Source organism: Rhodococcus sp. 320_ES (assembly GCF_059691855.1).
Map to the genome: position 1 here is coordinate 844578 of NZ_JCAWAG010000002.1, position 17073 is coordinate 861650.

15 protein-coding genes are annotated in these 17073 nt (G+C 65.3%); 6 read left to right on the plus strand and 9 right to left on the minus strand.

Annotation, left to right across the window (positions count from 1 at the left end):
* Window positions 1–55: 55 nt before the first annotated feature.
* Window positions 56–1822, plus strand: coding sequence for a DUF4012 domain-containing protein (locus tag AC59JP_RS10545; protein ID WP_497325685.1), 1767 nt, complete (start codon window positions 56–58; stop codon window positions 1820–1822).
* Window positions 1823–1828: 6 nt separating this feature from the next.
* Here AC59JP_RS10545 and AC59JP_RS10550 read toward each other — a convergent pair whose 3' ends face one another.
* Together AC59JP_RS10550 and AC59JP_RS10555 are read right to left on the minus strand one after the other, a co-directional pair.
* Window positions 1829–2491, minus strand: coding sequence for a phosphate signaling complex PhoU family protein (locus AC59JP_RS10550; RefSeq protein WP_497325686.1), 663 nt, complete (start codon window positions 2489–2491; stop codon window positions 1829–1831).
* A 63-nt stretch (window positions 2492–2554) separates the two neighbouring features.
* Entirely contained in the window at window positions 2555–3847 is a 1293-nt protein-coding gene (locus AC59JP_RS10555; RefSeq protein WP_497325687.1) for a sensor domain-containing phosphodiesterase, read from the minus strand.
* A 184-nt stretch (window positions 3848–4031) separates the two neighbouring features.
* Here AC59JP_RS10555 and AC59JP_RS10560 point away from each other — a divergent pair, with 184 nt between their 5' ends.
* Both AC59JP_RS10560 and AC59JP_RS10565 read left to right on the plus strand, forming a co-directional pair.
* Window positions 4032–4418 (plus strand): STAS domain-containing protein, encoded by a 387-nt coding sequence (locus AC59JP_RS10560; protein WP_497325688.1) that lies wholly within the window; start codon window positions 4032–4034, stop codon window positions 4416–4418.
* Between the two features lie 14 nt (window positions 4419–4432).
* Window positions 4433–4879, plus strand: coding sequence for an ATP-binding protein (locus AC59JP_RS10565; protein WP_497325689.1), 447 nt, complete (start codon window positions 4433–4435; stop codon window positions 4877–4879).
* On the opposite strand, the gene AC59JP_RS10570 is transcribed toward AC59JP_RS10565, so the two are convergent.
* The 3 genes from AC59JP_RS10570 to AC59JP_RS10580 form a co-directional block, all read right to left on the minus strand.
* Window positions 4876–5316 carry an SRPBCC family protein gene (locus AC59JP_RS10570; RefSeq protein ID WP_497325690.1) on the minus strand — a complete coding sequence of 147 codons (441 nt, stop codon included), beginning with the start codon at window positions 5314–5316 and terminating at the stop codon, window positions 4876–4878. The genes AC59JP_RS10565 and AC59JP_RS10570 overlap by 4 nt on opposite strands.
* 46 nt (window positions 5317–5362) lie before the next feature.
* Entirely contained in the window at window positions 5363–6838 is a 1476-nt protein-coding gene (locus AC59JP_RS10575) for a tyrosine-protein kinase domain-containing protein (RefSeq protein WP_497325691.1), read from the minus strand.
* A gap of 261 nt (window positions 6839–7099) precedes the next feature.
* On the minus strand, window positions 7100–8176 hold the full coding sequence (locus AC59JP_RS10580; protein ID WP_497325692.1) for a sensor domain-containing diguanylate cyclase: 1077 nt from the start codon (window positions 8174–8176) through the stop codon (window positions 7100–7102).
* Window positions 8177–8369: 193 nt separating this feature from the next.
* On the opposite strand from AC59JP_RS10580, the gene AC59JP_RS10585 reads away from it, so the two are divergent.
* Complete coding sequence (locus tag AC59JP_RS10585; protein ID WP_497325693.1) at window positions 8370–9569, plus strand: lipase family protein; 1200 nt, start codon at window positions 8370–8372, stop codon at window positions 9567–9569.
* 6 nt (window positions 9570–9575) lie between these two features.
* Here AC59JP_RS10585 and AC59JP_RS10590 read toward each other — a convergent pair whose 3' ends face one another.
* Window positions 9576–10652, minus strand: coding sequence for a glycosyl hydrolase (locus tag AC59JP_RS10590; protein WP_497325694.1), 1077 nt, complete (start codon window positions 10650–10652; stop codon window positions 9576–9578).
* 181 nt (window positions 10653–10833) lie between these two features.
* On the opposite strand from AC59JP_RS10590, the gene AC59JP_RS10595 reads away from it, so the two are divergent.
* Both AC59JP_RS10595 and AC59JP_RS10600 read left to right on the plus strand, forming a co-directional pair.
* Window positions 10834–12411 (plus strand): sugar transferase, encoded by a 1578-nt coding sequence (locus AC59JP_RS10595; protein ID WP_497325695.1) that lies wholly within the window; start codon window positions 10834–10836, stop codon window positions 12409–12411.
* Between the two features lie 2 nt (window positions 12412–12413).
* Complete coding sequence (locus AC59JP_RS10600; RefSeq protein ID WP_497325696.1) at window positions 12414–13658, plus strand: glycosyltransferase family 4 protein; 1245 nt, start codon at window positions 12414–12416, stop codon at window positions 13656–13658.
* On the opposite strand, the gene AC59JP_RS10605 is transcribed toward AC59JP_RS10600, so the two are convergent.
* Genes AC59JP_RS10605 through AC59JP_RS10615 form a run of 3 tightly spaced genes read right to left on the minus strand, consistent with a single transcriptional unit; the run spans window position 13594 to window position 17066 of the window.
* Window positions 13594–15357 (minus strand): lipopolysaccharide biosynthesis protein, encoded by a 1764-nt coding sequence (locus AC59JP_RS10605; protein ID WP_497325697.1) that lies wholly within the window; start codon window positions 15355–15357, stop codon window positions 13594–13596. The two genes, AC59JP_RS10600 and AC59JP_RS10605, sit on opposite strands and share 65 nt — an antisense overlap.
* Complete coding sequence (locus tag AC59JP_RS10610) at window positions 15347–16156, minus strand: glycosyltransferase (protein WP_497325698.1); 810 nt, start codon at window positions 16154–16156, stop codon at window positions 15347–15349. Before AC59JP_RS10610 ends, AC59JP_RS10605 begins: the two co-directional genes overlap by 11 nt.
* A gap of 4 nt (window positions 16157–16160) precedes the next feature.
* A complete protein-coding gene (locus AC59JP_RS10615) occupies window positions 16161–17066 on the minus strand; it encodes a glycosyltransferase family 2 protein (protein WP_497325699.1) in 906 nt (301 codons plus the stop codon).
* Window positions 17067–17073 lie beyond the last annotated feature (7 nt).

The following is a 17073-nucleotide window of genomic DNA, read 5'->3' on the forward strand; positions in this document are numbered from 1 at the left end:
ACGGTTTGCGAAATGATCGCGTCAGAAGGCGAATATCGAGGGGGAGTGTCCGACGATGACCCAGAGCACCACCGGGAAACGCAGCAGGAAAAAGCCCGTGCTGATCGGAATCGGCGTACTGCTGATCCTGGTGATCGCATTTGTGGCGTGGTTGGGCTACAACGCCTATGCGGCCCAGAAAAGCCTGACCGCGACCCGCGATGCCGCCGAGGGCGCAAAGAATTCTCTCCTGAGCGGCGATATTCCGGCGGCGCAGCAGGCCGCGGCCGACGCCAAGAGCAATGCCGACGATGCCAAGAGCAACACGGACTCCATTCCGTTCGCCATTGCGTCGGCTATTCCCTTCCTGGGCAGTCCGTTCGACACCGTCTCGCAGATCACCGACGTGGTGAGTGGATTGGCCACGGACGTACTGGTTCCGGCCGCCGAGGCCGGGTCGGGCGTGTCCCCACGAGGCCTCGTCGACGGTTCCGGTCGGGTGAATCTGCAGCCACTGCGCGACGCCCAGCCCGTTCTCGAGCAAACATCGACGGCGGCAACCGATCTGGACCGGACCGCGCAGGGCATCGGCGAATCGTCGTACCTGTCGACGGTGAACGACGCCAGAACCAAGCTGCAGAACCAAACTCACGAATTGTCCGGGCTTCTCACCAATACTTATCTCGCGAGCAAGCTCCTTCCTTCGATGATGGGCGAGAACGGCAACAGAAGCTATTTTCTGGCCTTTCAAACAAATGCCGAAGCTCGTGGAACGGGTGGATTGCTCGGCGCTTTCGGAATCGTCGACGCGAACAACGGCGCGGTCTCGGTCCGCGACCTCGGTCCGAACAGTGATCTCGACTACGGACGAGCGCCGGTCGATCTGGGACCGGAATACGCCGCTCTCTGGGGCGCCCGAAACACGACGACGGATTTCCGTAACTCCAACGCGAGCCCCAACTTTCCCTACGCCGGGCAGATCTGGTCCGATCTCTGGCGCCAGCAGACCGGAGAACAGCTCAGCGGCACCATCGGAACCGACCCGATCGCATTGAGCTACATACTCGGCGCCACCGGGCCCGTCACGCTGCCCGGCGGAGAGTCGATCACCGCGGACAATGTCGTGGAGATCACTCTCTCGACGTCCTACACGCGGTTCGCCGACGACAACACGGCACGAAAGGCCTACCTGCAGAGCATCGCCGAGGCAGTGGTCACCAAGATGACCACGTCAGCGTCGTCGAACCCGCAGAAGCTCGCCGAAGCGGTGGGTAAGGCCGCCAGCGAGGGCCGGCTGTCGGTGTGGAGTGCAGACCCCACCGAGCAGGGCATTCTGAGCGGAACCAAGGTCGGTCATGTGTTGCCTGCCGAGCCGGGTCCGTTCGCCGACGTGGTGGTCAACAACGCCGGTGGCAACAAGCTCGACTACTACCTGAAGCGCAGCATCGACTATTCGGCCGAGGCCTGCACAGGGCCCACCCGCAAGAGCACCGTGACGGCGAAGCTCACCAATGCGGTGGATCCGAACGGGTTACCGCCGTACGTCGCCAGCACCTTTCGGGCCGACACCCCGTACGGCACCAACGAGTCGATCGTCTACCTCTATGCGGCGGAGGGCGCCAAGATCGGCAAGGTCACCGTCGACGGGCAGCTCGGGTTCACCGTGCAGAGCGGAACCGAACTCGGTCATCCCGTCAACGCGATCTACCTGACCATTCCGCCGGGTGAAACGCAGACGGTGACGTGGGAGGTCGAGGAGCCGGCCGTGCCGGGAGAAGCCGTCGTGCCGGTTCAGCCGCTGGTCGACACACCCACCGTGACGGTGAACGTCCCGCAGTGCTGACGAGGGTCAGCTGGCTCGCGTCGAGATGTCCGGGCGCGAGCCGCTGACCAGGAAGACGACCCGCCGACCGATGTCGACGGCCTGCGCGGCGTAGCGCTGGTAGAACCGGCACAGCAGGGCGACGTCCACAGCCTTCTGGACGTCGTTCCCGCGGCTTTCGTCGGTGATGGACTCGATGACAGCGTCGTGCAGTCGGTCGACCCGGGCGTCGAGGTCGTCCAGATCGGCAACGGGCTCGACCGCGATCTCGCCGACAGCGCGTCGCACCCGGTCGGCCATCTCGAGGCACAGATTGCCCATCTCCTCGAACTTCGGTTCCAGGTAGTCCGGGACGATCTCGTCGGGAAAGCGGCGTCGTACGGCCTCGGCGATGTGCACTGCCAAACCACCCATACGGGCCAGGTCGGCGCTGATGCGCATCGTGGAGAAGACCTGCCGTAGGTCGGTTCCCACGGGAGCCTGGCGCGCGAGGAGGAGAACGGCCCGGTCCTCGCACTTCGTTCCCAGCTCGGCCAGCGACCCGCTGCGGGCGATGCATGCCTCTGCCCGATGAATGTCGCGCTCGAGCAGAGACGCCGACGCGTCGACCATTGCCTCGCGGGCGGTGGCGGCGAGGGTGCACAGGTCGTTGTTGAGTTCGTTGAGCTCTATCGTGTACGCGTTTCGCATTTTTCAGTCCCCGCTCGGTCGCTTGAGACTACCCGGTATCGAACGGTTCAAGCGGGCGATCTGTCACGCTCCAGGAAACCCCATCGCGTGCAAGTCGAGCATGTCCGGCACCTGCTCGGCCGGAACGGGCCGCGACCACAGATACCCCTGCGCGTGTGTGCAGCCGAGCTCGAGAGCCTTCTCGGACTGGATCGGCGTCTCGCACCCCTCGATGATGAGTTTCTGTTCGGTGTCGGCCGCCAAACCCGCGAGTGCACGAATCATGGAGTCGCCGGTGCGGGTACCCAACTTCGCCGCGATTGCCGTGTCGATCTTGAAACCGTCGACGGGCAGGTTCAGCAGCCGTTCCAGTGACGACCAACCGATCCCGATGTCGTCCAACATGATGGAGAAACCATTGCCGCGCAACGCCTCCACGAAATCGCCGATGTGGTCCATGTCGGTGTGCGCCTGAGTTTCGGTCAGCTCGAACACCACGCAGTCGGGCGACGTGCCCGATGCGCCGACGATCGAGGCCAGCTGCTCGAGCCGATCTCGACGACCGAGATGGCGAGCGGACAGGTTCGAGTTCAGCTGCAGACCGGGCACCCTCCGCTGCCACTCGGATAGGTGTTCGAGGGCTTGCTGCAACACGCTGTGATCGACGTCGACGATGAGGTCCGAGTCCGTGATGGCCGGCATGAAAGCGTTGGGGCCGTACACGTCTCCGGTGGTGCACTCCCATCTCGCCAGCGTTTCCAGGGCGACAATTTCACCGGACCCGAGATCGACGATCGGTTGGAACCACGGAACGATCTCGCGGTTGTCCAGAGCAGCGGCGATCCGGCTCACCGGAGCGTGTCCGACCCGGCGACCGTGCCCACGCATCACCTCGAGCTGGTTCTCGACGACGATCGCGAATCTGCGCAACGTCTCGACGGCGTACTCACCGAGTGGGTGAGGTTCGTAGTCCAGAACGCACAGCGAGCCGATCGGCACGCCTTCGCGCCCGAACAGGGCCACGCCCAGGAAGGACGCGACGCCGATGTCGGCCATACGCCGCGCAGTGGCAGCTTCGAGGCTGTGCCCGTCCTTGGGGTGCGACGCACTGTCCTCGATGCCGATGACGTCAGCACTCTGGACCACGAACCGGCAGTGCGACAAGCCGCTCGGGCTCACCGAGCTGTAGTCGTCGGGCAAACCCACCTCTGCAAGGGTGTACATGGTCGTGCCGTCGAGAATGTTCACCATCGCCATGGAAAAACCCAAGGTTGACGCGGCCAGCGACACGATGGTGTCGAGAGCCGGAGTCGGCACCGAGTAGTCCACGTAATTTCTGGCGGACTCGGTCTGGCGTTGCCCGATCGTTCGGTACATGCGCACTCCTCGCGTCCGCCGGCGCGCTTGACTACACGCCGTGCTTTGTGACATTCGGACCTGAAAAACAGAAAGATTGGTCTGATCACACATGTTTTGCCTCGCCTGACAGCTCAGACGGTTGGTTTTGGCCCCCATCCGCCCCATTACACTGTGGGCGACCCGAACAGGAGATGCCCTCACCATGGCCGCAGACACCGTCCCATCCGACGCCGACGCATTCGAAGTCACGATCAGCCACCATGGCGACACCGTGCTGATGTCGGTCTCCGGTGAAGTGGACCTGCTCACCGCACCCCAGTTGGGTGAGTCGCTCGACGCAGTCATGACCGAGAACCCGACGCGCGTCGTCATCGATCTGTCGGAGGTGGCGTTCCTGGCCTCGTCGGGCATGTCCGTGCTCATCGATGCGAGCACTCGCATGGGCAGCGCCGCCCACTTCGGAGTCGTGGCTGCCGGCCCCAACACCGCGCGCCCCCTCGAACTTGTGGGTCTGGGCAGAACGTTCACGATCTACACCACGCTCGACGCCGCCCTCGCTGCGGCAACGCCCGCCGACGACCTCTCGTAGACACCGTGCGGGGCGTGGAAAACGAGGGCGCTCCGGTCGAGATCGACGCGTTCGTCGTTCTCGACATCTGCGCTGATGCCGCGCACCTCACCCCGGTGCGCCGCGACCTGCTGTCGTGGCTGCGTGGCGCAGGGGTGCCCGATCGGAAAAGCCACGACATCACCTTGGCCGCGTACGAAGCTCTCGCGAACAGTGTCGAACATGCTTACGGCGACGGTGACATTCATGTGGCGGCCGACGCGACGATCGGAATTCGGGTCACGCGCCGCCTCGACTCGGGGGTCGTCGAGGTTCGCGTCTGGGACCAGGGAGTGTGGAACACCACCGACGGTGGACGGACCCGGGGACGGGGACTTCCGCTCATTCACGCACTCGCCGATCACGTCACGATCACGTCCGACGGTGGCACCACCATCGAGATGCGATTCGACGGCGACCAGGCCTCGGGGACGAGCAGTTAAGCGCCGGACAGGTTCCTGCGCAGCGAGGCCTCCGAGTGCTTCACCGCTTCGGCGACGAACGGCGTGACCACCGCGCCCAGCATCTTTCCCGCGATACCGCCGGGCAGGGTGTAGTCGAAGACCACGCTCAGCTCGGTCGTCCCGTCTCCGAGATCGACGAATTCCCACCGTGATGCGTTGGTGAGACCGTCCTCCGATTCGAGGACGATGAGCCGGTTCTTTTCCCATTCGCTGCAGACGACGGTGGAATGCAACGTCTTGGGACCCACGCGCATCGACGCCGCGTAGCGGGACCCGACACCGCGGCCGACGCTGCCGATCGGTTCGAACCGGCTGACGCCGAACATCCAGTCGGGAACCGTGTTCGGGTCGTCGACGTAGTCGAACACCACGTCCACCGGAGCCTCTGCGATACCGCTGTGCCGAACCGTGCCCATATGACCTCCGATTTATGTGGTACCGGAGGTTAACAGCAACCTGTCGTCAGCGTTTCGTGATCCCCGATTTGGCGTGCGAGCCATTGGACGATGCCTGAGGCGCCGCGCTCGACGCCGCCGGCACGGGAACCGCGGGCGTGAGCGACGCCTGCTTGGGTACGGACTTGTCCGTCTCGTAGTAGTACCGGTAGTCGTAGTCCCGCTTGCCCCGTGTGGGTGCCATCGTGAGAATCATTCCGAGGATCGGCGCGCCGACCTGCGTGAGATTGCCGATGGCACGGGTCAGTTCGTCGCGCTTGGTGTGTCCGTGCCGCACCACCACGATGGCGCCGTCGGCGAACGCGGTCATGACCGCGGCGTCGGTGACGGGCAGCACCGGCGGCGCGTCGATGACGACGTAATCGAACGTGTCACGCAGTTGACCGATGACGGTGCGTGCCGATTCGGAACCGAGGAGCTCCGACGGGTTCGGCGGGAGCGGGCCGGAAGCGAGGACGTCGACACCCGCAAAGGCGGTGGGCTGCAGCACTTCCGACACCGATGCCTGACCGGACAGCACGGTGCTGAGTCCGACCGAACCGACGAGGCCGAGGTACTTGCTCACGCGGGGACGGCGAAGGTCACCTTCGACCAGCGCCACTCGGTGACCCGCCTCGGCGAGCACGAGCGCGAGGTTGATTGCCGTCGTCGTCTTGCCCTCGCCGGGAATTCCCGACGTGACGACGAGGACGCGCGGAGGCGAATCCACTTCCAGGAACTGGAGATTGGTGCGCAGTTCGCGAAACGCCTCGGCCGATCCCGACGACGAGTCGGCGAAGGAGATGGTCGACTCCTCCTTGAGCGTCTTGTCGTAGGGCACCACGCCCACCACTGGGGAGCCCGAGAGGTCTTCGAGCCCCTTGCGGTCCTTGACCGTGTTGTCGAGACGGTCGCGCAGAACGGCGAGCGCGATACCGAGCAGAAGGCCGACCGCCACGCCGAGAGCGAGGTTGCGCTTGGTCTTGGGCGAGATCGGCGTGGACGGAGTCTGCGCCGGTTCCACGACGGTGACCTTGGCCAGCGCCGCACCGCCGCCGGGCGGGGTCTCGAGCTCGGAGACGAAGTCGACGAACGTGTCGCCGATGCCGTTCGCGAGGTCGCGTGCCGTACCGGGATTGGTGTCGTCGACGGAGACGTCGATGAGCACGGTGTCGGGTGACGACGTCGCCTTGACCTTGGACGCGAGGGCCGAAGCCGACATCGAGAGTCCGAGGGACTCGATGGTTCGGCGGGCGATCGACTCACCGGTCAGCAGCTGGGTGTACGACGCCACCTTCTGCTGAGAGGCAAGTCCGCCCTGGTATTCCTCCTGAACCGACGAGGACGACGAGCCCGACGTGGACACGTAGAGGCGCGTCGACGCCTCGTACACCGGCGTCGAGACGAGCGAGAACACGAGCGATGCGACCGCGGCGACGACGACGGTCACCAGAATGACGATCCACCGAGCGCGCAACACCCTCACATAATCCGAAATCTCCACCAACAACTCCTCGAGATACGGGCCCCCGACGGCACACACGATCAAAGCGGACAACCAACAGTGGACTTACCCTATCGGGCAGTGGGAGATACGGCACCTCAACCGGAAAGCCACGCCGTCCAGGTATTGATGCGCAGTGGAAATCGGGACGCCTTCGGGCTGTCGAATTGCAATTCGAATTGTTTACCAAAATGGGTGCAGGGCCGGGTTTTTGCCGATCGACAAAACGACGAAACGAAGATTGCGCCCCGAAACGAGCACTCAACGCGCAATGAATCGCGAATTGCCGCCACGTGACTTGGCCGTGTACATAGCCGAGTCGGCTTTCTCCACGAGATCGGTGATGGCGCGAATATCCGCGCGGCGTACGTCCGGGGAATAGGCGATGCCCAGACTCACCGTGATCGGAGTCTCGTCGTCCGGGCGCGACACCACGCCGAGCAACGTGTCGGCGAGAGCGCCCGCCTCAACTTCGTCCGCACGGATGACGATGGCGAACTCTTCACCACCGGTGCGCGCCACGACCGCCGCTTCGCCACAGATGAGGGCGATGCGGTCGGCCATGAGTCGCAGCACCGCGTCGCCGCGCGCATGGCCGTAGGTGTCGTTGATCGACTTGAAATCGTCGATGTCGAGGACGAGAACCGACAGATGGGCGTCGTCGGCAGGCACATCCATCAGATCGACGGCCGCGGCGTGCAGGCCGCGACGATTGCGCAACCCGGTCAGCGGATCCCGATACGACCCGATCGCGTCGTGATGAAGGTTCGCCAGCAGTCCGCGCAGCAGCAGCGGAACCGCCAACACGACCGGGTAGACGCAGAACAGCCGCGACGTGGCGGTGAAGACGTCGGCTTCGCCCTGCACCACCACCACGAGGAACATCGTGGCCGCGGCGGTGGTGGCAATGCCGATGTGAGCCGTGATGAGGCGCGGGCCGTGGAACGCGGTCACGTACACGCCGGTCACCGCATACAACGCCAGGCCCGGCATGGACTCGTACGCAACCGGGACCGACAGCATCACCGCGGCGACGCCGACGTCGGCGAACAGCACGAAAACTGTGGACACTCGCTGACTGGGCCACGGTCCTCGAACCCACGCCGCGGCGATTCCGCAACACGCAACCGCGATCGCGCCCACGACGGCATTGCGCACGAACGATCCGGCCGGGGCCACGGCGCCGGGCAGCGCGGTCAGTGCGGCGATCCCGTCCGCGAGCGCCCAGAGGGCCACGATGTAGCGATAGCGGGTCAGCGATCGCCGGTCGTGCAGATACCGAACGGCCCACTCGTAATCGAAAGGCTGATTCAGCCATTCGCGAAAGCTCGCCACCATGAATTCCCCGCCGATCGTGCTTTCACCGAGTGAAAGGGTGGGCCTTGGACGCTCCCCCGCGTCTCCCACCGTCCGACCACGAGCATTACACAGACTCGAACTTCGGTCAGCACTGTCGCGCTCGGTTTCGAAAACGGGTAATTCGCCCGGTACCGGAGTGGGGCCGAACAAGACAGCAGCTAATCTCGAGTTCATGACTCGACGGCTCGTCCCTCTGCTGGCTGCGTGCGCGCTCTTCGTGACGGTATCGGCGTGCTCGTCCGAGCCCCAGGCCCCTGCAGCGCCCACCCCCGAGCCGCTCCCCACGATCTCCGACGCGGCACTGGCTGCGCGAGGCACCGTGGTCTCGTCGTCACCGCTCGACCTGGCGCCGGAAGTTGCGGCCCGGATCGGATCGGCCGAGCGGGTCGTCTACAACTCGGTGTCTCCGGAGGACGGTGCGACGACCGAGGTGTCCGGCACCGTGTTCCTTCCGAAGGGCACGCCGCCCGACGGTGGGTGGCCGATGCTATCCTACGGACACCCGACCACCGGCACGGAGGTCAGCTGCGGAGCGTCGCTCTACCAGAACCTACTGGGCAGCGCGGAGACCATCGCGGCGATCGTGGAGTCGGGAACCGCCGTGGCGATGACCGACTACGAAGGCCTGGGTCAGCCGGGGCGGGCACATCCCTACCTCGAACCGCGCGCGGCCGCGTTCAACATGATCGACGCGGTCCGGGCGTTGAAGAACACCTTCCCCACCGTGTCCAACCGCTGGTTGGCCCTCGGTGGCTCGCAGGGTGGGTCGGCTGCGTGGGCCGCGAGCGAGTACGCCGGCGACTACGGGTCCGGACTCGATTTCATCGGCGCTGTCGCGGTCTCGCCACCGGCCGAGATCACCGGATTGGCGCAGGAAGCCAAGGACGGCACTCTGACCCCTGCTCAGGTCCAGATCATGCCGCTGGTGATCGCCGGCTTGAAGGCCATTCATCCGGAACTCGTGCTGAGCGACTACCTCTCCGGCGTCGCGCTGAGTCAACTCTCGGTTCTCGGCGGATGCGATCCGGCGCAGGCGGAGGCCAAATCGAGCGCCAACGCGGCCCTCGACGGCACCCAGGTCGTCCCGGTGTCGCAGGAAGCGACCGATCAGTTGAAGACCTGGCTGGGCGAGTTCACACTGCCCAAGCGCCAGGCGGCCGGGCCGCTGCTGGTCATCAACGGCGGTAAGGACGATCTGGTGCTTCAGGACTGGGTCGCATCCGCCGTTCAGCGTGCGTGCAGCTTCGGAGACCAGATTTTGCACCGCGTCAACGCAGACCAGGGACATTCGGACGCCAACGGCGGCGACGAGATGTACAAGTGGATCCTCGACCGGCTCACCGACAAGCGTGCGCCGTCGAACTGTGCGTGAGGACCGCTACATGATCGATTCGACGGCAGCCAGCGAAGCCTTGGGCGTGTAGTCCGTTCGGACCAACCCGAAGTTGTAGTCCTGGGTCGCGCTGCCCGTCGCCACGTCACGGAAGTCGAACAGGAACAGGCCGGCGCAGTACGGGAGCGAGCGCAGGTAAGCAATGCCGTCGACCAGGTACTGCGCCTGCTGAACCTCGGAAAGGTTCGTCGGTCCGCCGGTCGGCACTCCGAATTCGGTGAACCAGATGTCCTTGTCCTCGTCGCCCGCGGCCACCATCTGATCGCGCACGAGGGCGATGTCCGACGCCGATTCGCCGACCTCGGCGGCGGTACTGAGCGGAATGAAGCTGTAGGGGTGCATGGCGATGCCGTCGAACGACCCTCCCGCGCCGAGGCGGTAGAGCTCGCGTACGAAGCTCGCCGGGCTCAGGTCGGTCGCGTTGTCGGCCGTCGGTGACGTGCCGCCTGTGAGCACGGTGAGCGACGGGTCGACGGCTTTGATGCGCCGGTACGACTGGATGAGCATCTGCGAGTAGAGGTCCACGTTCACCTTGGGCCCGAACGCCGCTCCGACGTTGGGCTCGTTCCACACCTCCCAGGTCGAGATTCGTCCGGAGAAGTGCTGGGCTGCTTCGGCCGCGAACTGCGCGAATGCAGCCGGGTCCGCCGGGGCGGGATTGCGTACGAGCTGATTCTCGACGGGAACGGCGAAAGTAGGGGCCCAGGTGACGACGCCGAGCACGCGGACGCCCTTGGCGATGAAGGTGTCGATCTGCGCGTCGATCCACGACCAGTCGAAGACGCCGGGTGAGGTCTCGATGCGCGGCCATTCGATGGGAATGCGCACCGAAGAAAATCCGATTGCCGAAATGTCACCACTCTGACGATCCAACGACTCGCGTGAATCACCGACCGTCACAGCGGTGACTCCGAGCGACCCGTCGCCGCATCCGGTTGAGACCGTTTCAGCACCTCGAGCAGGAACGATGGCCGATTCTCCCAGCTGACCGGGCGCCGTCAACGCCGCAGCGACCGTGGCGAGCGCCAGGCCGGCGATAGCGAGACGTCTCGAAATGGTCACAACTTCAGCATAAACGGTCGAATTGACCGCTAGTCGTTTGCCGACCACGCGAGCATCAAATACGGTGTGAACCGAACGCGTTCCCGGTTTCGTGTAACGAAGCGGGTCGTAGGTTCGAACTAGTCGGGGAGACTGGTAATCGAGTCACACCACAGCGAGTTATGTGAACACGGAGTAGTACATGATTTTCGCGAGATCTGCCCCGACCACGCCTGTTCGGTCTGCGCTGGCACTTGCCACGCGCTCTTTCGAGGGTTCCAAGCCGTCCAAGGGCGTGGACATCCACGTCACGCCGCGCACCACACCTCCGCGCAAGCGCATCGCTCAGCGCGACGACTGGAAGCGCGCGTACCGCAGCAAGTTGCTGGCGACGGACATCGTCGTCGTCGTCTTCGCGGCTCTGTTCGCGCAGTTCGCACGCTTCGGCACTCTGGATTCCAACGTGCAGGTGGGCGGGGCCATCGCGTCCAACCTCACCTTCTCGATCATCGTGGCGCTCTTCTGGATCGTCCTGCTCAGCGTGGCCGGCTCACGTGATCCGGGGCTGGTCGGACACGGAGCCGACGAGTACCGCCGCGTGGTCACCGCGACCTTCTGGCTGTTCGGTGGTATCGCGGTCCTCGGGCTGCTGCTGCAGGCCGGATTCGCGCGTAGCTACCTCGCCATCGCCCTGCCGGTCGGCCTTCTCGGCCTGCTGATCGGGCGTCGGTTCTGGCGCGGTCGTCTCGCGATCGCCCGGGCACACGGCATGTACACCAACGACGTCGTGGTGATCGGCAGCATCGACTCCGTGCGGTCCATCAGCACGAGCTTCGATCGTGCCGCCGACGCCGGATACCGGGTCGTCGGAGCCTGCATCCCGTCTCATACCGGTGACGTCGACGCCATCCGCGCCGGAGCACGCGTCATCCCGGTGATCGGTGACGAGACGGCGATCGACGCCGTCATGGACATGCCGTCGGTCACCACTGTCGCGGTCGCCGCCGTCGAGCACCTCGGATACGAGCGGATGCGCGACCTCGCCTGGACCCTCGACACACACGCCGTCGATCTGGTCGTCGCCCCCGGCTTCGCCGACGTCGCCGGACCTCGTCTCAAGATCTGCCCGATCGACAACCTTCCGCTCCTGCAGGTCGACCGGCCGAACCGCGACGGCGCCGCAAGTATGGGCAAGACCGTGTTCGACAAGGTCAGCGCGGCATTCGCTCTGATCCTGCTGTCCCCGATCCTGTTGGCGGCCGCCGTCGCCATCAAGCTCGAGGACGGTGGACCGGTGTTCTTCCGTCAGGTGCGTGTGGGACGCGGTGGCCGTCTGTTCCGGATCTGGAAACTGCGCACCATGATCACCGGGCCGGCCAACTCGGCAACGGCAGCGCGCGAACAGGCGGGCCAGTCCAGCTCGGTCTTCTACAAGTCCGCCAACGACTCACGCATCACCCGCATCGGCCGCTTCCTGCGTCGAACCAGCATCGACGAACTCCCCCAGCTCATCAACGTCCTTCAGGGCAACATGAGCCTCGTGGGCCCTCGCCCGCTGCTGCCCGGTGAGGGAGCACAGATCCTCAACTTCATCGAGCGGCGTTCGCTGGTCAAGCCCGGACTCACCGGCCTGTGGCAGGTGTCCGGACGATCGGACGCCTCCGAGGAGGAGCGCATCCGTCTGGACCACTACTATGTCGACAACTGGTCTGCCGTGCAGGATCTCGTCATCATCTGGCGCACGGTGGCCGCCGTGTTGACCTCGAAGGGCGCTTACTGACCGTGCAGCAGACCGACCTGACGGGATTGACCGTCTGTGTCGTCGCCTGTCACTACCAGCCCGAGACCACCGGCAGCGCTCCCTACAACACCGCGCTGATCAACGCCCTGTCGGACGCAGGCGCGGATGTTCATGCAGTAGTGGGGATTCCGCACTACCCGCAGTGGTCGGTCCAGGACCCGAAGTACGTACGCGGTATCCGGTGGCGCGAGCAGCACGGCGCCGTCCGGGTGACGCGGGTTCGGCACGCGGTGCCCGCCACCGCGAACCTGGCCGGTCGCGCCCGGATGGAATCGAGCTTCGCGGCCCTGGCCGCACCGCACGTACTGGCGTCGCGTAGCGACATCGTCATTGCGGTGACGCCGCTCCTGGGCGCGCTGCTGGCCGCGGTGACCGGTCGGCGCTCGCGCCCTCTCGGTGTGGTCGTGCACGATCTGAGCGGCAATGCGGCGCAGCAATCGGGTACCACCGGGGGCCGGGCGGCGACGGCAGTCAGCTCCGCCGAGTACCGCCTGGCGAGATCGGCCGATCTGATCGGCATCATCACCCCGCGGTTCCGAGACGTTCTGGTGAGCGCAGGCGGAGTCGATACGTCCAAGATCGTCGATCTGCCGATCTTTTCGCACGTCGGCACCGCCGACCTGTCCGCACACGACGCCCGAGTGAAGCTGGGATGGCCCGAGCGCGATCGCTTCACCGTGGTCCACACCGGCAACATGGGCATGAAGCAGGGTCTCGAATCCGTGGTCGAGGCGGCACGCCTGGCGGAATCATCCGGCGTTCCAATCGATTTCGTTCTCGTCGGCGACGGCAATCAGAAGCAGGCCCTCGTCGACGAGGGACACTCGATCGCGAATCTGCGCTTCGTCGACCCGGTGGACGAAGACGATTACCCGACGGTGCTCGCCGCCGCGGACGCACTGCTGCTCAACGAGCGGGCCGGCGTTCACGAGATGTCGTTGCCCAGCAAGGTCACGTCCTACGTGACGGCCAGGCGGCCCATCATTGCCGCTACGGAGCCGGGCGGAATCACGTCTTCGGTGCTCGAGAAGTACGACGCCGCGCTTCTGTGTGCGCCGGGTAACGGTGCCGAACTACTGGGCGCTGCAGTCGGATTGGCTCAGGACGCCGCCGAGCAGACCGCTCTGACCGCGCGCGCGGCGGAGATGGGCAGTGCCGAGTTCAGCGAGGCGGCCGGGGTTGCGGGATTCGCGCGCTTTGCACGGTCCGTGGCGCAGGCGCGCTGACCCGCTTGGGTGCCGGTTCGGCCGGCCTCGACGGCGGAGCGTCGACCGACTCGGGTACCCGACGTTTGATCATGGCCGGCACGCGGACGAAGTCGGGAACGATCTGTGCGACCAACACGGCGGCCGCAGCCGCCAGAACCACGCCCACGGCGCCGTATTCGGGCGCCGCGTAGATCCCGAGGCCGACACTGGACACGCCCATGACGACGATGCAGTAGGCCTGCCAACGCATTTCGTCGGGCGCGGTGAGAAGGACGCCCGACGGCAGGTGCACGCACTGGACGACGAGCAGGATGGCGAACGCGAACGCGAGCATCCTGGACGTCTCGACTTCGCCGCTGCTCAGGATGGACGCCGCCCACGGCCCGAGTGCCGTCACCCCGATGGCCGCCACCACCGCCACACCGGAGAAGGCGAGGATGATCTGCCGCCACAGCTTGATGGTGCCGGCGGGGTCGTCTCGACGCTTGACGAACACCGGCCAGAAGGCCATACCCGCCGTGGAGAAGACCGACCAGCCCAAGGCGTAGATCTGCGCCATCAAGGCGTACCGCGAGAGTTCCTCGGGTGAGGACAGGTGCGAGAGGATGATCCGGTGTGATTGCAGACCGAGCGGGAGACCGATGCTGGCCACCAGCATCCACACCGATCCGGACAGCAATTTGGTGTGGCCGACTTCGGGCTTGCGGAACACGAGATCCGCGATCCCGGTGACACGAAGCGCGACAACGGTTCCGACGATGTTGCCCAGCAGAGAACCGATGACACCGGGGAGCGCGTACCAGATACCTTCTGCGCCGAACAGCAACAGCGCGAACGTGCTCAGCAAACCGAACGCCGAATTGCTCATCATGATCAGCACGGCCAGCTGATTCTTGTCGACGCCGATGAGGATACGAACGCCCAGACCGGTGGGGACGGTGAGCGCGAAGATGCATGCCGCGGCCGTGACCACGTATCGATCCTCGGGGCCGGTGGTGACACCGATGATGGTTCCCCAGCCGTCGAACACGAAGGCGAGCAGGAACAGGACGATGAGGCCGAGACTGACCTGGGTCAGCACGCGCACGGCGCGCTGAATGGTGGCGATCGCAACCTTGTTGTCGCGCAGCCTCCCCGCGGCGGAGGCGGCGTTGGTGACCACCGAACCCACGCCCAGGTCCGCGAACGGGAACAGCAGACTCATCGTCGAGATCAAGGAGACGACGCCGAACACACCGGAACCGGTCTGCTTGACGATGATGGCCGTGTTCAGCAGGCCGAGCAGAGCGACGACGGGCGTGCCGATGATGCGGAAGACGGTGCCCCAGACGACGGCGCCCTTCTCCTGCTTGGTCAGCCCGTTGTCACCGTCGCCGTCACCGTCGTGCGCGATGCCGGCGACGGCCGCAGTTTGATCGGCCACCGCTTGCGGGACGAAGTCGACGACCGGGATGACCTCGGTGACGGCGAAGTCACGCACGACGGAGATCGGTTCGGTGACGAAATCGGAGTTGCTCCAGTTGATTCGCTGGTGGCGACCCTGCCCACCCGGGCCGGGGAACTGGCGCGGAGGCGGCGGGACTCGACGGACGGGGCCGTCGTGTCCCTGGTCCCGGGGCCGCTCGTTCTGAAACCGATCGTCCCGGGGTCGCTGGTTCTGAAACCCCTGATCGTCGACCCGGCCGTGGGTCGTCGACACGTCACGTCTATCGGGCATTGTCCGCTCCGCGCAGACGCGAGACCAACGGCCGCACGGCGACCAGGGTCCGCGTCAGATACTCGAGGACCCGCGATCTGGCCCTGTCCCGACGACGGTTTCCGGTCGGATAGTAACCGACCCTGTCCCACGCGCGCCGCAGGTCGGCGAAGTTCTCCTTGATGGGGCGCACAGTGCCGGCACCCGAGGTGTCGAAGTCGCACACCACACGCTCGAGCACCACCGGCGCCGAGTGGAGAGCAGCGTTGAAGATGTACAGCTGGTCCGCCGCGAGGCCGAAAGTCTCGTCGTACGAACCGAGTTCGCGAGAGATGTCCGCCCCGAAATACGACGCCTGATGCGGAATCGCCCCGCGTCCGGACGCGAACGCGGTCAGGTCGAACGGCGAGAATCCCCATTCACCGAGGTCCTCACCCGACTCCCCGATGCGGCGCACCTTTCCGTAGCCCCACTGCTCACGTGGGTCGGACAGGCTGTTCACGGCTGCGTCGATGGCACCCGGATCGGAGAAGGTGTCGCCGGAATGCATGAGCCACAACACATCTCCGGTCGCCATCGCCAATCCCTTGTTCATGGCGTCGTAGCGTCCGTTGTCCGGTTCGGACACCCATCGGAACGGTTGCGGGTCCAGCGATTTCAGATACTCGACCACATCGAAACCCGAATCACCGTCCACGACAATGTGTTCGACGATCGACGAGCCGACCTGAGCTCGGACGGAGTCGACGGTCTTTCGCAGTCCGGCGAGGTCGCGGAAGGAGATGGTGACCACCGAAACGGTCAGCTTCCTGTCGGTCATCTCGTCACCCGTTCTCGCGCGAGGGAAGCATCGCGCGCATCTTCTTCAGCATCACGCGTGCAACCGACGCGAAGGCGTAGATGATGGCCCACGGTCCGGGAGTGCCCTTGCGAACCCCGACCACCATTGCTCGCAGAATCCCGGTGAGAGAGTTGCCCGACACCGCCGACGTGACCGGTCCGGTGAAGTAGTAGTCACCGCGGGTTCGCCGCTTGGCCTTGGCAAGGTGGACGTCACCCCACTCGATGTAGTCCCGACTCTCGTCGCGACCGGTGCGCGAGAGCGACGACATCTCCATGTTGTAGCGAGCCAGAGGAGTGTCGAGCTGGACGATCACGATGTCCGGGAACGCGTCTCGCACCTTCATGACCCACGTCGGATCGTCGTGCAGAGCGGCGGTGGGACGCGACCACGGAACGCGGTCGGCAACTGCACGTGGAAAGCACAGCGTCGACGTCTGCAGACCCGAGCCGCCGAACCGGGGCTCGTGGAACTGGAAGAGGTAGTCGTCGACCGGGTCGTGCGGTCCGATCACACGGGTCGGCATCACACGCGGAATCGGGCGGCCGTCGTGGACTTCCACTAGCGTCGAGCTGAGCCACAGATCGGACGGGACGTCGGCCACGGAGCGAATCTGCGCCTCGAGCTTCTCCGGGAACCACTCGTCGTCGTCGTCGAGGAGAGCGATCACGTCGCCCTTGGCGCATTCGATGCCCGTCTGCCGCGCGGGCGAGCTCCCGGTGCCGAACTCGGTGTGCACGACCTGGATACGAGGGTCGTCGGGCAGCGAGATGTCCACGTCCGCGTCGAGCACGACGACGATCTGATCCACCGGGTAGGTCTGGGCGAACACCGACGCGACGGCGTCGTTCAACTGCGGCCGGCCGATGGTGGGGATGACCACACTCACGGTCGGC